General features: G+C 67.3%; 11 protein-coding genes. 4 read left to right on the top strand and 7 right to left on the bottom strand.

The features are described from left to right. Nucleotides 1–9: 9 nt before the first annotated feature. The 5 genes from ABD188_RS15760 to ABD188_RS15740 all read right to left on the bottom strand — a co-directional run bounded on the left by ABD188_RS15760 (nucleotide 10) and on the right by ABD188_RS15740 (nucleotide 9,767). Nucleotides 10–3,621 (bottom strand): glycosyl hydrolase 53 family protein, encoded by a 3,612-nt coding sequence (locus ABD188_RS15760; protein ID WP_344064359.1) that lies wholly within the window; start codon nucleotides 3,619–3,621, stop codon nucleotides 10–12. 88 nt (nucleotides 3,622–3,709) lie between these two features. Further along, a complete protein-coding gene (locus tag ABD188_RS15755; protein WP_344064356.1) occupies nucleotides 3,710–4,633 on the bottom strand; it encodes a sugar ABC transporter permease in 924 nt (307 codons plus the stop codon). Continuing rightward, a complete protein-coding gene (locus tag ABD188_RS15750) occupies nucleotides 4,633–6,255 on the bottom strand; it encodes an ABC transporter permease subunit (RefSeq protein ID WP_344064353.1) in 1,623 nt (540 codons plus the stop codon). The genes ABD188_RS15755 and ABD188_RS15750 overlap by 1 nt, the downstream gene beginning before the upstream one ends. A gap of 84 nt (nucleotides 6,256–6,339) precedes the next feature. Next, on the bottom strand, nucleotides 6,340–7,578 hold the full coding sequence (locus ABD188_RS15745) for a sugar ABC transporter substrate-binding protein (protein ID WP_344064350.1): 1,239 nt from the start codon (nucleotides 7,576–7,578) through the stop codon (nucleotides 6,340–6,342). Nucleotides 7,579–7,733: 155 nt separating this feature from the next. After that, nucleotides 7,734–9,767 carry a beta-galactosidase gene (locus ABD188_RS15740; RefSeq protein ID WP_344064347.1) on the bottom strand — a complete coding sequence of 678 codons (2,034 nt, stop codon included), beginning with the start codon at nucleotides 9,765–9,767 and terminating at the stop codon, nucleotides 7,734–7,736. Nucleotides 9,768–9,958: 191 nt separating this feature from the next. On the opposite strand from ABD188_RS15740, the gene ABD188_RS15735 reads away from it, so the two are divergent. From ABD188_RS15735 to ABD188_RS15725, 3 genes are all read left to right on the top strand, one after another. Beyond that, entirely contained in the window at nucleotides 9,959–10,975 is a 1,017-nt protein-coding gene (locus ABD188_RS15735) for a LacI family DNA-binding transcriptional regulator (RefSeq protein ID WP_344064344.1), read from the top strand. A 118-nt stretch (nucleotides 10,976–11,093) separates the two neighbouring features. Continuing rightward, the gene (gene metG / locus ABD188_RS15730) at nucleotides 11,094–12,668 is read left to right on the top strand and encodes a methionine--tRNA ligase (protein ID WP_344064342.1); all 1,575 of its coding nucleotides are present in this window, start codon (nucleotides 11,094–11,096) and stop codon (nucleotides 12,666–12,668) included. 129 nt (nucleotides 12,669–12,797) lie between these two features. Continuing rightward, nucleotides 12,798–13,688 (top strand): TatD family hydrolase, encoded by an 891-nt coding sequence (locus ABD188_RS15725; protein ID WP_344064340.1) that lies wholly within the window; start codon nucleotides 12,798–12,800, stop codon nucleotides 13,686–13,688. 12 nt (nucleotides 13,689–13,700) lie between these two features. Here the strand turns inward: ABD188_RS15725 and ABD188_RS15720 are convergent, their stop codons facing one another. Together ABD188_RS15720 and ABD188_RS15715 are read right to left on the bottom strand one after the other, a co-directional pair. Next, nucleotides 13,701–14,966 (bottom strand): MFS transporter, encoded by a 1,266-nt coding sequence (locus ABD188_RS15720; protein ID WP_344064338.1) that lies wholly within the window; start codon nucleotides 14,964–14,966, stop codon nucleotides 13,701–13,703. Nucleotides 14,967–15,001: 35 nt separating this feature from the next. Beyond that, nucleotides 15,002–16,462 (bottom strand): sugar porter family MFS transporter, encoded by a 1,461-nt coding sequence (locus ABD188_RS15715; RefSeq protein WP_344064336.1) that lies wholly within the window; start codon nucleotides 16,460–16,462, stop codon nucleotides 15,002–15,004. Nucleotides 16,463–16,541: 79 nt separating this feature from the next. On the opposite strand from ABD188_RS15715, the gene rsmA reads away from it, so the two are divergent. Continuing rightward, on the top strand, nucleotides 16,542–17,387 hold the full coding sequence (rsmA, locus tag ABD188_RS15710) for a 16S rRNA (adenine(1518)-N(6)/adenine(1519)-N(6))-dimethyltransferase RsmA (protein WP_344064335.1): 846 nt from the start codon (nucleotides 16,542–16,544) through the stop codon (nucleotides 17,385–17,387). Nucleotides 17,388–17,447: the final 60 nt, after the last annotated feature.

The raw sequence follows: 17,447 nt of genomic DNA, 5'->3' as shown, positions 1-17,447 counted from the left end.
TGAGCCGACTTACCTCTTGACCTTCACGCTCAGCACCTTGCTCGAGGTCGACCCCGCCGCATTCACGAAGTCGACGCGGTACTCGTACGTGCCCTTGGCCTTGCCGCTGACCTTGAGCACCGCCTGCTGCGGACCGGGGGTCGCGGCTTTCAGGGTGCCCTGGGAGACCTGCACGCCGTTCTCGAAGAACCGGTAGGAGGTGGCATTGGTGCCCCACGCGAGCTTCGCCGTCACCGTGTAGCTCCCGTCGCCGTCGGAGTTGTCATGACTGAGGACGGGTGTGGACGGATTCGCCTGGGTCACTTTCACGGTCACCGGCAGGACCTTGGTGGTCCCCTTCGAGTTGATGAGTTCTCCGGTGTACACGTAGGTGCCGTTCGGTTTGCCCGTGATCGCCACCACCGCCGACTGCGGCGCGACGCCGGCGTACGTGAGGGCCACCGTCTTGATGAGGACACCGTTCTCGAACAGCCGGAACTTCGTCGCGTTCTCGCCCCACCACAGGTGCATCCGCACGTTGTATGTGCCATCGCGCAGGCCGTTGTCCCAGCCGTTGTCGTGCACCAGGAGTCCGCGCGCCGGTGCCTTGCGTGCCGAGTCGCGCACCAGCAGACCCTCCGTCGCAGCGGTGATCGCTGCGCGCGCCCCGTCGACGGCGCCCTGCGACGGGGCGTCGGCCCCGAGCACGACGTGCCCGCGTTCGATCGCCGCCACGAGGACGGCCACGGATTCCGGTGTGTATGCCTTGCGATCCGCCGCCTCGGCGGCCGCGATGTCGGCTTCGAGCGCCGAGGCGTCGACGTCGGCCGAGCCGCCCCGGATGAGCGTGAAGGCGTCGATCGTGCCCCATGCGGCCGCGCTGAGCTTGAGCGAGGCCGAGACCGAGACCTTGCCGTCCGCTCCCACCGTGACCGGCGCGGTCGTGGCGGTTCGGAAGGCCCGCCATCCGGCGAGTTCCAGCGGCGCGCTCGCCGCGCCCACGGTGGTGTGCACCTCGAGCGTGCGGACATCCGTCGCCGGAGAGTCCGATCCCTGCGTCGTCGCCGAAAGGATGTAGTCCCCGGCGGGCAGGCCGGTGAGCTCCTGGCGGACGGTGAACGTGTACCCGCGGTCGAGCCAGAAGTCCACGGCACGCGCGCCCGATGCGGCATCCGCCGAGGTCTTGATCGCCGCACCATCGCCGACGACTTCCCACATCGACGTGTCGGCGTCCTCGAAGCCGGCGTTGCGCAGCCAGTTGCGCACGGTGACCGTGATGGTCGCCTTCGCCGCGAGACCGGATGCCGTGACCCCCGGGATCGAGTACGTGCCGGTGCCCGCGATCCACTGCACTGCACTCGACCACGTCACCTGCTGGCTGGCCACCGCGCCGTCGTAGGCCGTCACCTTCACGGCGGACGGGAGGGCGATCGGGTCGCCGTCGACGACCGTGAGCGCGACGGGAGTCACGACCGGAGCGGGTGCCTCGCCGACCAGTTCGAGCCCGTCGAACGCGGCGTTCATGACGTCGAGGGCGTCGTCGACGTGAGCCTGCGTGGGCGATGCGGCGCCGAGCACGACCTCGGCGATCTCAACCGCGTCGTCGAGCGCGGCAAGCGACTCCGCGCTGAACACCGATCGATTGAGCGAACCGGCGCGTGCGACCGCGGCTTCGAGGTCGGCGGCGTCGGCTCCGCCGGTGGCGGTGGCGCGGACCAGCTCGAAGTCGTCGATGGTTCCCCACGCCACGGCGGGCAGGCTCGCAGTGAAGGTCACGGTCGCCGATCCGCCCGCGGGGACAGTGATGGATCCCGTTGTCGGAGTAGACCAGACCCGCCATCCCGTCATCGCGAACGGCGACGATGCGATGTCGCCGGTCTGATTCGACAGCGAGAGCACGACGGTGCTCGCGGCATCCTCCCCGTCGCCCTGCAGCGCGGCGCGCGCGACGTACGTGCCCGCCTCGAGGCCGGTCACCGTCTGCGAGAGCGAGAACGCGTATGCGCTCGACGAGTAGAAGTGCGCGGACTTGGTGCCGCTGTGCGGATCGTCCGTCGCTCTCACGGTCAGCCCCGTGCCGGTCTTGCTCCACATGCTCACGTCCGCGTCCTCGAACCCGGGGTTGCGGAGCAGGTTCGCCTGCGTGACGACGACGGTGGCGGATGTCGCGTGCCCCGACGCCGTGACGCCGCTCACGCGGTATTCGCCCGGTCCTCCGATCCACTCCGCGGCATCCGACCACGTGACGGCCTGCTCTTCCTGAGAACCATCGTTGTACGACACCGTGACGGTGGCAGGAAGCTCGATCGGGGATCCCTCGGTGATCGTGAGGGTCACGTCCTCGACATCCGTCACCTCGCGTGGCGCGGTCGCACCCGTGCGGGCGTACGTGAACACGTTGAGCGACTCGAGGGGTGTGCCGTCGTGACCGAACAGCGCCTGATTGTCCCAGGACGACCCGCCATACCAGACACCTGCGTCGTCCGGATCGAAGTCCCCGGCATAGCTTGTGGCCCATCCCGAGCCGTCGGTCTCCCACTTCACCTTGTTCGCCGCGAGTTCCGACGGAGGGCCGACCGGCAGCCACGCAGGCTCCCAGTAGAAGACGCCGATGCCGGCGGTGCCCACATTCGCCACGGCCTGGATGACGTCGCGCACCGCGGTCGCCTGTCCCTGCACGCTCACCGGGTACTGCGTAGCCTCGGAGGGGAGGTCGATCGTGTTGCCGTGGCCGTCACCGTCCTCGAGCGTGTACGCCCACGATGTCTCGGCGACCATGACCTTTTTGCCGTAGGTGTCGGAGACCTTCTTCAGCACGGACGTGAGATTCGTCAGCGTGCCGTGCCAGTAGGGGTAGTAGCTCGAGGCGAACACGTCGTAGTCCACGTCGTTGACGTCGAGTTTCTGCGCGAGATCGGCGTATCGGCCGGTCGTCTCGGGGTTCGTGAAGTGCACCGCGACGAGCGCGTCAGGCAGGACGGCGCGCACCGCGGCGGATCCCGCGGAGAAGATCTGCGCCATTCCCGGCCAGCCGGTCACTCCGGCCACCGCGTTGTTGGTCTCGTTGCCCACCTGCACCATGCGCACGTCGACGCCGGCGGCTTTCATCTGCTGCAGTGCGTCGGTCGTGAAGTCGGTGACGGCCGCGGCCTTGTCGGCGATCGAGAGATCGGTCCAGGCCTTCGGCGACTTCTGCTTCGCAGGGTCCGCCCAGAAGTCGGAGTAGTGGAAGTCGACCAGTACGCGGAGTCCGGCGTTCGTCGCGCGTTCGCCGATTTCGACCGCCCGTGCGACGTCGACCGTTCCGCCGCCATAGCCGTGGCCATCCGCATCGAAGGGGTCGTTCCACACGCGGACGCGCACATCGGTGATGCCGTGATCTGCCAGGACGTCGAACAAGTCGGCCGGGTTCCCTGCGTCGTCGCGGAAGACGACGCCGGACTCCTCCTCGGCGATCACCGACGACACGTCGACGCCGTTGATGAAGTCCGCGGGAAGGTTCTCGACCTTCTGGACGACGATGCCCGCCTCGACGGGACCGTCGGCCGGGATCGCGGCTGCGGCCGGCGTCACTCCGGCGGTGAGGAGAGAGGCGACCACGAGGGCTGTGACCGGTCCCAATCCGATGTAGCGAGATACCACTTCTGCTCCGATTGTTCGAAATGCGGGTGCGTCGGGCGGGCGACGCGGCGTTGTGTCGAGGGGTCGGCGACCGGCGGGCGCCGACCGATCAGCCCTTGACGGCTCCGGTGGTCAGACCACCGACGATGAAGCGCTGAAGTGACAGCGCCAGGATCAGGATGGGAATGGCGGCGATCACCGCACCCGCCGTGAACAGACCCCAGTTCGACTGGAGCTGGTTCGACACCCAACCGTACATCCCGACCGCGAGCGTCCAGTTGTCCTCGGAGGTGAGCACCAGCCGGGCGATGATGAAGTCGTTGTACGTCGCGATGAACGAGATCAGCGCGATGACGGCCAGGATGGGCATGACCAGCGGGAAGATGAGCCGCCAGTAGATCTGGGCGTGGGTCGCGCCATCGATCTTCGCCGACTCATCGATCTCGACCGGGATCGTGTTGAAGAACCCGTACATGAGGAACGTGTTCGCCCCGAGCACTCCGCCGAAGTAGACGCAGATGAGCCCGAGTTTCGTATTGATGCCGAGCGCGGGCACGACATCGCCGATCGCGAGCAGCATCAGGAAGATGGCGATGAACGCCAGCGCTTGCGGGAACATCTGGATGATGAGCAGGCTGCTCAGTCCGGTGCGACGGCCTTTGAAGCGGAATCGCGAGAATGCGTAGGCCGCTGCGGCACCCATCAGAACCGAGCCGACGGCGGTGATGGACGAGATGATGAGGCTGTTGACCATCCACGTCCAGAACTTCGTGTCGCCGAGGGCGATGAAGTTGGCGAACGTGACCTCGCTGAACAGGCCGGTCGCCGCGGAGAGGCTCCCTCGCGGGTTGAATGCCGCAGAAAGCGTGTAGACCAGCGGGAACGCCGCATAGAACACGATGATCACAGCGAAGAGGTATTTCCAGCCGATATCGAGCCACCAGCGCCTGCGTCGCGCACCCGCGCGCGACGGCTGGTCGTCCTTTCGCGTGGGCGCTGTCGTCGACCGTGCAGGAACCGTTTGTGCAGACATCAGAACTCCTCGAGTCGACGGGTCTGTCGGAAGGCGATCGCCGCGATGATGCCGACGATGATGAACACGATGATGGCGAGAGCGCTCGCGAGACCGAAGTCAGCGGCGCCGCCGGATACCCCGGAGATGTCATAGATCGCGGATATCAGGATGTCCGTGTATCCGAGCGCGTACGGCGCGCCGGGGATGGCAGGACCACCTTGGTTGAACAGGTACACGAGCGTCAGGTTGTTGAAGCCCACGGCGAACGACGCGATGGCAAGGGGAGCCGTCGAGACGAGGAGCAGAGGAAGGATGATCGAGCGGAACCGCGCGAACCTGCCCGCACCGTCGATCTCGGCCGCTTCCAGCGCATCGGCGGGGATCGATTGGATCGCACCCAAGCACACCAAGAACCAGTACGGATAACTGAGCCAGACGTTCACCCAGAGCAGCGAGATCTTGGCGAGCCAGGGGTCGCCCAGCCAGTTGATGTCTGCGCCGAAGAAGAACAGGTCGTTGATTACTCCGAACTCGGAGTTGAACATTCCGCGGAAGATGAGCGCCGACAGGAAGACGGGGAACGCGTAGGGGAGGATGAACAACGTCCGCAGAGTCTTCCGTCCGCGGATGCGGGGGTCGTTGTACATCAGGGCGAACAGCAACCCGAGACCGAAGGGCAGGACCACCGACAGAATCGCGAATACGAACGTCCACACCGCGACGATTCCGAGCGCCTGGGCGAGCGGCGGATCGGTGAAGAGCTTCAGGAAGTTGGCGAAACCCACGTTGACGTACCACCCGGCTGGGAGCGCCGTGCCGTCATCCGCGACGAAGCTGCCGGTGTCGGTGGCGTGGTAGACGGTCCCGTTCGTCGTATCGGTGATGGTCTGCGCGTCGGCATCCCACACCAGGGTCGACTGGTAGACGGCGCCGCTCGCCCCGTCACGGGTGCGGATCGCGCCGTCATTGGGGTCTTCTGACACCGGAACGCGCAGGTCGATCACCTGCTGCTGCAGCGCCTGATCTGACAGCAGCTGATTTCGGTCGACGATCTGCCAGCCGGGCACATCCGTGGGTGCCCCCGCGGCCTGCTCGCCGACGTCTGTGAGCGGCTGCACTTCGGAACCGACCTTCACGGTGCCCTCGTCGTTGATCGCGAAGCCAAGCTCGCCGCCGCCCCGCTCCACAACTGTGAGCGGATAGCTGGGTGAGCTCTCCACGCGGCGCTCGCCTTGGATCAGGGCTGCGTTGACAGCCTGCTCCTGCGTGCCGCTATGGCCGGTGCCGTAGTTCGTGAAGGCGATGTAGCCCGTGTAGATGAAGATGAAGATCTGGAAGGTGAGAAGGAAGATGAGCCCCGGAACCATGTACTTCAGGGGTATCACGCGCTTGGAGAAATAGACGTAGTCGGCCGCGACGAGCAGCACGACCAGAATGCCGAGGATGATCCAGGATTCGACGCGGAACGCGGAGATGATTCCGGCGATTCCGAGCGCGTTCACGATCATCATCACCACGAGCTTGACGACGAAGCCCCATCCGATGCCCCGCCAGTTGCGCGCGTGCGACTCGCGTACTGGTTTCAACGCACCCTCGCCGGGAGGCGGAGGCGCCTGCTGCGTGTCCTGCTGCACCGACATGTGTTGCTCCTTGGTCGAATCAGGGGCGATCAGTAGGGGGTGGACCGTGGGGCGGGCGTGCGCCCGCCCCACGGTCGGTCGGCGTCAGCCGCCCAGGCTGGCGTTGAGGTCGTCGACCATCTTGTTCCAGGTAGCGGTCGGGTCCGCACCGTCGATGATCTGCACCTGAGCCGCGTTCCACAGATCCCACACCGACCCCATCTCAGGGATGCTCGGCATCGGGACGCCGTTCTTCGAGGACTCGAGGAATCCGGCGATGACCGGGTCCGAGGCCACCTCGGTGGCCAGGGTCGACCACGCGGGGATGCGGGGGTCCGCGTCGTAGAGTGCGCGCTGCGCCTCTTCGGTCCCGAGGTAGTTCACCAGGAACTCGTTTGCGAGCAGTGTGTTCTCGCTCTGCGAGCTGATGTAGAAGCCCTGCACGCCCACGAACGGCGCTGCGGCTTCACCACCGGCGGACGGGATGGCGCTGACCTTGAGGTTCACGTCGGGGTACGACGCGATGGCCCACGGTCCCTGGACCGTGAACGCAGCCTTGCCGGTGTTGAACAGCTCGTTGTTGGTGTCGTAGTCGATCGTCGTCGAGATGACGCCCGTACCGCTCTTGCCCTGCGAGCCGAGCCAGGTGGCGAACGCGTCACCGGCCTCGCCGCCCATGCCGACCTCGGTCGTGTACGAGCCGGTGTCGTCCTGCACGAAGACGGGAGCGTCATAAGACGTCTGGAAGCCGTACATCGTGTATGCGTCACCGGTCTGGCCGCCCGTGTTGATCACGAACGGACGCTCGGCGCCCGAGTCGGTGCCCATCTGGATCATCTCGTCCCACGTGGTGGGGGCGGTGTCACCGACCAGGTCGGTGTTCTGGATCAGTGCCACGGTCTCGAGCGAGTACGGCAACGCGTACAGCTGGCCGTCGTACGTCATCGCGTCGAGGGCGACCTGCTCGAACTCGGAGGCCTTGTCGCCGAGGTCGACCGTGTTCACGACGCCGGCGGCGACGAGCGCACCCAGCCAGTCGTGAGCGCCGACCGTGATGTCGGGGCCGTCGCCGGTCGGGACCTGCGAGATGAAGTCGGCGCGCATGTCCTCGAAGTTCTTCTCGACGAGAGTCACGGTCGCACCGGTCTCCTCCTCGAACGAAGCGGCCGCGGCCTCGACGGCCGGCTTGCGGTTGGCGTCGACCCAGATCGTGAGTTCCTGGCCGGTGCCGTCGATCGCGGTCTCGCTCGGCTCAGTCGTTCCGCCGCCGCTGCCGCTGCTGCAGCCGGCTAGGACCACGGCCGATGCGAATGCGAGGGCGCCGAACACAATCTTCTTGCGCATGGATTTTCCTTCCGAAAGGTGGTCGATCCAGCGCGCCTCTCGCGAGATCGCGCCGTTACGACCGGTGAGCTGGTAGTCGGGCCCGAGGGCACGACGTCATGGAGTTTCTTGGTGCTGTGAGTCGCGGCGCGAGCGCCGCCGGGCAGATGGACCGGTCAGCGACCACCTCCCTCGGCGACTCGTGATGTCCGGATGACGGCGACCTCGCCACCTGCCAGGTCAAGCATGCCCGGAGCGTCCGTTCCCGTCACTAGGTTGTGACCGGTGATTGGCAACGATATGGTCTCGGCGCGATGGTTGATCGCGACGGTGAAGTCGGCGTCCGCTCCGCGCCGCGTGATCACCTCGACTCCGTCGAGGAGCCCTGAAGGAGCGACGCCTGCGTCGGCGTAGACCTCCTTCATCACGATCGCGAGCCCGGCGGCATCCAGCCGGGTGCTGATGTACCACCCGGTCCCGGCACCGTGTCGATGGCGGGTGATCGCCGGCATCCCTGCGCCGGGTCCGTCCAGGAAGGATCCGCGCACCTCGGCGTCGTCGACGACGAGGTGCTCCTGCCACACGTCGGCGGACAGCTCGTCGGCGCCCTCGCCGTTCCAGACGACGGTGGATGTGTCACCGGCGCGCAAGGGCAGGAACTCCTCGACGGCCACACCGAGTGCCTCGCGCAGGGGTGCACCGTAGCCGCCCGCGTGAACGGTGTCGTTCTCATCGACGATGGCGGAGAAGAACGACACCACGAGGGTGCCGCCGTGCGCGACGTATCGCGTGAGGTTCGCGGCATCCGCCGTCGTCAGCAGGTACTGCGCCGGGGCTATCACCAGCCGGTACGCCGAGAGGTCTTGACCGGGCAGGGCGAAGTCGACCGTGATGCCATCCCGCCAGCACCGCTCGTAGAACGCCCGCACCCGCTCGGCATGCCCGACGTCCTCGGACGGGCGCCACTCGAGGTCCTGCGCCCAGAACGATTCGAAGTCCCAGAGGATTGCGACGTCGGCCACGACGCGCGACCCCTTGACCTCGGTCAGGCGGCCGAGCGTGTCGCCGAGTTCGACGACCTCGCGCCACACCCGCGCGCCGGTGCCGGCGTGGGGGACCATCGCGGAGTGGAACTTCTCGGCACCGGAGCGCGATGCCCGCCACTGGAAGAAGAGGATGCCGTCGGCGCCGCGGCCGAGGTGCGACAGCGAGTTGCGTGCCATCTCGCCGGGGCGCTTGGCAACGTTGCGCGGCTGCCAGTTGACGGCCGACGTCGAATGCTCCATCAGGATCCAGGGCTTCCCGCCGCCCACCGATCGAGACAGGTCGGCGGCGATCGCGAGCCCGATCTCGCCCTCGGGATCGGCGGCCCACAGGTAGTGGTCGTCCGAGACGATGTCGACCTCGCGCGCCCAGGCCCACATGTCGGTGGTCCAGCTCTGGTTGGCCATGAAGTTGGTCGTGATGGGCTGCCCGGCGTGCGCGCGGATGGCATCGCGCTCGGCGATGAAGCACTCGCGCAGCTGGTGGTCCGTGAAGCGCGCGAAGTCGAGGCGCTGGGCCGGGTTGACGACCGACGGGGCCGCTGCAGGCGCGCCGACGTGTTCCCAGTCGCCGTAGTGCTGGCCCCAGAAGGCCGTGCCCCACGCGCGATTGAGGTCGTCGAGGCTGCCGTAGCGCTCCCGCAGCCACTCGCGCCAGGCGTGCACGGACTGCGCTGAGTAGTCCTCGCCGACCGGCACGCCGTACTCGTTGTGGACATGCCAGAGAACGACCGCGGGATGCTGCCCATACCGCTCGGCGAGGGTCGATGCGATGCGCACGATCGCCGCGCGGTACTCCGGCGACGAGTGCGAGGCCATGCCTCGTGAACCGAACCCCATCACCGTGCCGTCGCGCGTGATCACGCGCGCCTCGGGGTGGTCGGCGAAGAACCACGCCGGCGGCGAGGCGGTCGGAGTGCCGAGGTCGACCGAGATGCCGTTGGCGTGGAGCAGGTCGATGAGCTCGTCGAGCCACGTGAAGTCGAAGACGCCTTCGCTGGTCTCGAGGAGCGCCCACGAGAAGATCCCGACGCTGACGAGGTTCACCCCGGCTTCGCGCATCAGCGCGACATCCTCATCCCACGTCTCCCGCGGCCACTGCTCGGGGGTGTAGTCGCCGCCATAGGCGATGCCCCTGAGGTCGGGCCAGGCGTTCGTCGAGGTCATGACGCTCCATTGTGTCGATAGCGGACGGGGTTCCGGTCGGGTTGAAACCGTGACTGTGACCGGTCACAGTTCTATCCCACTCCATCCCGGCGAGCCAGACTCGTGACCATTCTGTTACCGAACTGTGACCGGTCACAGGTTTCTTGTCGGCGAGCGCGAGAACTGTGGCCCGGCGCGGTAGAGTCCACGTCGTGGAGGAGACGACGGCGATGCGGCGCAAGCCCACCATTCGCGATGTCGCGGCAGAGGCCGGCGTCTCGCGAGGCACCGTGTCACGGGTCATCAACGGCGGACGATGGGTGTCACCGGAGGCTCAGACGGCCGTCGAAGAGGCGATCCGGCGCACCGGCTACACGACCAACCACCATGCACGCAGCCTCGCGACCGGGCGCGCGAACTCGCTCGCCTTTCTGCTCACCGAGCCGCAGCACCTCCTGTTCGCGGACCCCACCTTCGCCCTGCTGCTGCGCGGCGCGGCCGAAGCGCTCTCGCATCGGTCGATGACCCTCGTACTGCTCGTCGCAGGCACCCCGACCGAGCGGGCGAACGTCGCCCACTTCGTCAGTGCCGGTCACGTCGACGGCGTGCTGCTCATCTCCTCGCACGAGTCCGACCCGCTGCTGGTCGACCTGCTCGCGAGCGGCATCCCGACCGTGTGCTGCGGCATCCCACTCGGGCATGAGGATGAGGTCTCGACGGTCTCGGTCGACGAGATCGAATCGGCGAGGATGATGACGAGGTATCTGCGCAACCACGGGCATCGCCGCATCGCGATGATCGCCGGCCCGCACGACACCCCCGGCGGGCGGTTCCGGCTGGTGGGCTTCCGCGACGAGATGGGCGAGGACTTCGTCGCCGACCTCGTCGAAGAGGGCGACTACAGCCAGGAGTCCGGCGCTGCGGCCATGGCGCGCTTGCTCGAGCGGACGACCGACATCGACGCGGTCTTCGCGGCATCCGATCTGATGGCTGCCGGGGCGATCGCCACCCTGCGCAAGGCGGGCCTGCGGGTGCCCGAAGACATCGCCGTCAGCGGATTCGATGACTCCGGGCTGGCGGCCAACCAGGAGCCTCCGCTCACCACGATCCGCCAGCCCTGGGATCGCATCAGCGAGGAGATGGTCGATCTGCTCCTCGATGTCATCGCCGGTGCGCCACAACGTTCCGTGACGCTGCCCACCACGCTGATCGTGCGCGAGACCGCCTGAACGACCGTCGGCGGCGTGCGCGGCATCCGAATATGACGATCGCCGCATATTCGAAGCCGGCGCCACCCGCTCCCGACACACGGCGGGCGGCGGCATTCTGCCTGACTAGAATTCACGGGTGACCTCCGGCCGCCAGTCCTTCTACATCACGACGCCGATCTATTATCCGAGCGACGTGCCCCACATCGGCCACGGCTATACGACCGTGGCGGTGGACACCCTGGCGCGCTGGCACCGCCAGGCGGGCGACGACACGTGGATGCTGACCGGCACCGACGAGCACGGCCAGAAGATGCTGCGGGCGGCGAGCGCCAACGGGGTCACCCCGCAGCAGTGGGTCGACCGGCTGGTCAGCGAATCGTGGTTCCCGCTGCTGAAGACCCTGGACGTCGCGAACGACGACTTCATCCGCACGACCCAGGAGCGCCACGAGCGCAACGTGCAGACGTTCTTCCAGGCGCTGTACGACAGCGGCTACATCTACGCGGGGGAGTACGAGGCGCTCTACTGCGTCGGCTGCGAGGAGTTCAAACCCGAAGCCGAGATCGTGGACGGCACGGGACCCTTCGAGGGTCTGAAGGTCTGCGCGATCCATTCGAAGCCGCTCGAGCTGCTGCAGGAGAAGAACTACTTCTTCAAGCTCAGCGAGTTCCAGGATCGCCTGCTGGACCTGTACAAGACCGACTTCATCCAGCCCGAGTCCGCCCGCAACGAGGTGGTCTCGTTCGTCAAGCAGGGGCTCAAGGACCTTTCAGTGTCGCGCTCCACGTTCGACTGGGGCATCAAGGTGCCGTGGGACGAGACGCACGTCATCTACGTGTGGATCGACGCTCTGCTGAACTATGCGACGGCCGTCGGGTACGGCTCCGATCCCGAGGAGTTCGCACGCCGCTGGCCGGCCTTCCACGTGGTCGGCAAGGACATCCTGCGCTTCCACGCCGTGATCTGGCCCGCCATGCTGATGGCCGCCGGGGTCGAGGTGCCGCGTGGCGTCTTCGCACACGGCTGGCTGCTCGTGGGCGGCGAGAAGATGTCGAAGTCCAAGCTCACCGGCATCGCGCCCACCGAGATCACGGATGTCTTCGGCTCGGACGCGTACCGCTTCTACTTCCTCTCGGCGATCGCGTTCGGCCAGGACGGCTCGTTCTCGTGGGAGGACTTGTCGGCCCGCTACCAGGCGGAGCTCGCGAACGGCTTCGGCAACCTCGCATCGCGCACCACCGCGATGATCGAGCGCTACTTCGAAGGCATCGTGCCCCCGCCGGGGGAGTACACGGAGCAGGATGTCGCCATCCAGAAGACCGTTGCGGATGCCGCGGCCGCCGCCGACGCCGCGATCGAGCGGTTCCGCATCGACGAGGCGATCACATCGGTCTGGACGATCGTCGACGCGCTCAACCTCTACATCACCGAGAACGCGCCGTGGGCGCTTGCGAAGGACGACGCCCAGCGCGAGCGTCTCGGGACGGTGCTGTACACCGCCGCCGAGGGGCTCCGCGCGCTCGCCGTGCTGCTCTCGCCGGTCATGCCGATCGCGACGGAGAGGCTGTGGATCGCGCTGGGCGCGGCCGAGAGCCTCGGGCGCCTCGCCGATCAGCCGATCCGCGAGGCCGGGGGGTGGGGCAAGCTCGTGCCCGGCACGTCAGCCAACGGCCTGGCACCGCTCTTCCCCCGGGTCGAGCAGTCGGTATGACCCGGGCATCCGTGTCCCGATCTCCCCGGTTCATGTCCCAGTTTCCCCCGCACTGGGGGCGGCGAAGCGAGCGAAAGTGGGACATGCCCGACGCCGGGCTGCACATGGCCGAGCGGACGAGGGACCTCGGTGAGTGAGCCGACCGACCCCAGCCAGTACGTGCGCGAGCGCCACACACAAGGCAGGGATGTGCGGTGGCCCGATCCGCCCGAGCCCCTGCGGGTGGCCGTCTACGACAACCACGCGCACCTCGAGATCGCCGACGGCGACGAGCCGCTGTCGTTGGAGGTTCAACTGGAGCGTGCCGGCGAGGTCGGCGTCATCGGCGTGGTCCAGGCCGGTGGCGACATCGAGTCGAGCCGGTGGTCGGCGTGGGCCGCGGCATCCCACCCTCGTGTGCTGGCGGCCGTTGCGATCCATCCGAACGAGGCGCCGGCGTATGCCGAGGCCGGGCGGCTGGAGGAGGCGATCGCGGTGATCGACGAGCTCGCCGCGCAGCCGCGTGTGCGGGCGATCGGCGAGACCGGCCTGGACTTCTTCCGCACCGGCGCGGATGGCGTTCCGGCGCAGTTCCACGCCTTCGAGGCGCACATCGCGCTGGCGAAGAAGCATGGGATCGCCATGCAGATCCACGACCGCGACGCACATGACGCGGTGCTGTCGACGCTCGAGCGGGTCGGCGCACCGGAGCGGACGGTCTTCCACTGCTTCTCGGGTGACGACGCGATGGCCCGCGTGGCCGCCGACGCGGGGTACTACCTGTCGTTCGCGGGCAACGTGACGTTCAAGAACGCGCAGAACCTGCGCGACGCACTGGCCATGACTCCACTGGACCACATCCTGGTCGAGACGGATGCCCCGTTCCTCACGCCGATCCCGCATCGTGGGCGGCCCAACGCTCCCTACCTCGTTCCCGTGACGGTGCGCTTCATGGCGGCCGAGCTCGGCGTGGATCTCGACGAATTCTGCGCACAGCTGGCCGAGAACACCCTCGCGGTCTACGGCGCGTTCCAGGACTGAGCTGCCACCCGGTCACGGCAGGTCGACGGGCCCTGTCGGCGCGCCCACGACGGGTGGAGCGGCCGCGATGTTCGAGATCGAGCGCCACACGAGCAGCAGCGTGATCGCCGAACCGGCGAAGGCGAACCACCACGGTGCCGTCGGTCCCCACGCCTGCGCGATCAGGCCGCCGAGGAACTGCCCGATCACCAGTCCGCCGAAGACCCCGACCATGTTCACCGACGCGATGCGCCCCTGCAGCTCCATCGGCACGAGACGTTGCCGCACGGTGGTCGAGATCGTTCCCCAGACGAACGCATACGCGCCGAATCCGAACATGATGACGAGGGCGACCACTCCTGATGTGGTGAGCGCGAAGGAGAGGTGCATGAGCACCTCCAGCGACAGGCAGACGCGCATGAGCGTCGCGAACGACACGTGACGCTCGAGCCAGCCGAAGCTGAAGATCGCGATCAGCCCGCCGAGGGCGGAGGCGGTCGTGAGCGCCCCGTATCCGACGGGTCCCATGTGCAGGTACTCGGTCGCGTAGAGGACCAGGACGCCCCATGGCGCCGCCCAGGTCACGTTGAAGACCAGGATGATCAGCACGAGCGTGCGTACCGGAGCATTGCCGCGCAACCAGTGCAGCCCTTCGCGGATCGGGCGCGGTTTGACGCCCGACACCGCAGGCGGCTGGGGTGGAACCGGCGTATGCGCGATCCGCGAGATGAGGATGACGGCGAGCGACACGCACAGGATCTGCACGACGAACGGCCAGAACGAGCCGATCGCGAAGAGGAAGGCGCCGAGCGGCGGACCGACGAGCTGGTTGCCGACGAGGTACCCGGCCTGCATCCGTGCATTGCCGATGCCCAGGTCGGCCGGACGCACCAGCATCGGCAGCAGCGTGCTGCCGGCCGAGTCGGCGAAGACCTCTGCGGTGCCGTACAGGAACGCCGTGGCGAGGACGATCCACACAGTGGCCGTCCCGGTCACGAGGAACGCGACCAGTGCCAGCACCACCACCGCGCGCAGCGCGTTCGAAAGCATCACCAGGCGCCGGCGATCGTGATGGTCGGCGACCGAACCGGCGAGCAGCCCGAAGAGAAGCCACGGCAGGAACTGCATCATCGCCCCCGACGCCACGAGGATCGGCGACGAGGTCATGGATGCGATCAGCAGCGGCGCCGCCGACAGAGCGATCCCGTCACCGAGGTTGCTCGTCCACGAGGATGCGAGCAGCCAGCGGAAATCCATCCCCAGGCGGCGGGGTGCGACGGCGTCGCCGATCGAGGGCATCCCTCGATCCAACGAGCGACGCAGGAGGCCCCGCATCAGCCGGAGGCTTCGGCCGCTTTGGCCGGCTTGTGGAAGAGCGTCTCGGTCTGCTCGAGATCCATGCCCTTCGTCTCGGGAATCTTCCAGAGGATGAAGAAGAACGACAGGGCCGCGAACCCGGCGTACATGCCGTAGGTCAAGGGCAGCGACCAGGAGCTCATCGCGGGGAAGCTCACCGTGATGAGGAAGTTCGCGATCCACTGCGCGCCGGCCGCCACGCCGAGCGCCTTTCCGCGGATGCGGCTCGGGAAGATCTCGCCCAGCAGCACCCACACCAGCGGACCCCACGACGCGCCGAACCCGATCACGAAGAGGTTTGCAGCGACGAGGGCGATCGGACCCCAGGGGGCTCCGAGCGTGACCTCGCCCTTGTCGTTGGTGGTCGAGAACGTGAACGCGAGGGCCATCGCGCCGAGCGAGAGGGCCATCACGACAGACCCGGAGAGGAGGATCGGCCGTCGCCCCACCCGGTCGACGAGGAAGATCGCAATCAGGGTCACGAGCACGTTGACGATGCTGGTCACGACGCTGATGAAGGCGGAGTTGGTGAACCCGACCGAATTCCACAGGCTCGTCGAGTAGTAGAAGATCACGTTGATGCCGACGAACTGCTGGAACACCGAGAGGATGATCCCGATCCAGACGATGCCCTGCAGGCCGAACACCGGCCCCCGCAGCGACACTCCCTTGTTCTTCTTGTCCTCGTCGATCGCCGTGGTGATCTCGTTGATCGTCTTGTCGAGATCGGCGGGCGGCACCAGCCGCGTGAAGATCGCCCGTGCCTCGTCGGCGCGTCCCTGCGAGATGAGATACCGCGGAGACTCGGGAAGTGTGAACGACAGGATGCCGTACACCGCCGCGGGAATTGCTCCGACCAGGAACATCCACCGCCAGGCCTCGAGTCCGAGCCACAGCACGTTGTCAGGTCCACCGGCCGCACCCTCGAGCACGAAGTCGCTCAGGAGGGCGACGAAGATGCCCAGGGTGATGGCGAGCTGCTGGAGCGAGGCCAGGCCGCCGCGGATCTGCCGGGGCGAGATCTCAGCGATATAGGCCGGTGCCACGACCGAGGCGATGCCGATCCCGAGACCGCCGATCACGCGCCAGAAGCCGAGGTCCCAGACACCGACCGCCAGACCCGCGCCGACCGAGCTCGCGAAGAACATGATCGAGCCGAGCAGCATGACCCGCAGGCGCCCCCATCGGTCGGCCAGGCTGCCGGCGATCAGGGCGCCGGCTGCACAGCCGAGGAGCGCGATCGCGACCACCAGGCCGGTCACGAAGTCGTTGAGCGCGAAGTCGCCCTGGATGGACTCGACGGCGCCGTTGATGACCGAGGAGTCGAACCCGAAGAGGAAGCCGCCCACTGCGGCGGCGACAGCGAGGCCTATCGCCCTCCGAGAGTAGGGGCTTCTGGCAGAGAACGCATCGATCGGAATCGCTCCTGAGCTGCTCACTCCCGTCACATTAGCGAGCGGGCGGGTACTGGGGCAGGCCTTGCGCGAGGGCTTCGACGACGATAGATAGTGTGAACGCATGCCCGTGACCCTGCTCGGTGCCGGCGAGATCCGCGCCCTCGCCGCCGACCTCGACGTGACACCCACGAAGAAGCTCGGGCAGAACTTCGTCGTCGATGCGAACACCGTCCGGAGGATCGTCCACGTCGCGCGCGTTCAGCCCGGCGACAGAGTCGTCGAGGTCGGTCCCGGGCTGGGATCCCTGACGCTCGCGATCCTCGAGGTGGGCGCGACCGTGACCGCGGTCGAGATCGACCATCGCCTCGCGGAGCGTCTGCCCGTCACCGCCACAGCGCACGGCGTGTCGGAGGGCGCTCTGACCGTGGTCGATGCCGACGCGCTGCGGCTGACGGAGCTTCCCGGTGACCCGACTGTGCTCGTCGCCAACCTTCCCTACAACGTGTCGGTGCCCGTCCTGCTGCATTTCCTCGAGACGTTCCCGGGCCTCGAGCGCGGCGTGGTGATGGTGCAGGCCGAGGTCGGCGAGCGCCTTGCCGCACCGCCGGGATCCAAGGTCTACGGCGCCCCGAGCGTCAAAGCGGCGTGGTACGGCCCGTGGCGCCTGGCCGGCACGGTCTCGCGGCAGGTGTTCTGGCCGGTCCCGAATGTGGACAGCGCGCTGGTCGCGTTCGAGCGGGATGCCGAGCCGCGGGGGAGCGTCGAAGAGCGCCGCCGCACCTTCTCGATCGTGGATGCCGCCTTCCAGCAGCGTCGCAAGATGCTCAGGCAGGCGCTGTCGGCAGTTCTCGGCGGATCGTCCGCCACGGCATCCGAAGTCCTGGAAAGGGCCGGAGTGGCTCCCACCGCGCGCGGCGAGGAGCTCTCGATCGACGATTTCGTGCGCATCGCCCGCATCCTCGTGTGACGCGGATCACGCTGTTACACGGCTGTTGTCCAGGCGTTCACGAAACATGCCTGTAACATT

Origin of the sequence: Microbacterium pumilum (assembly GCF_039530225.1) — a bacterium.
Lineage (GTDB): Bacteria > Actinomycetota > Actinomycetes > Actinomycetales > Microbacteriaceae > Microbacterium > Microbacterium pumilum.
This window is presented reverse-complemented; position numbering and strand designations above follow the sequence as displayed.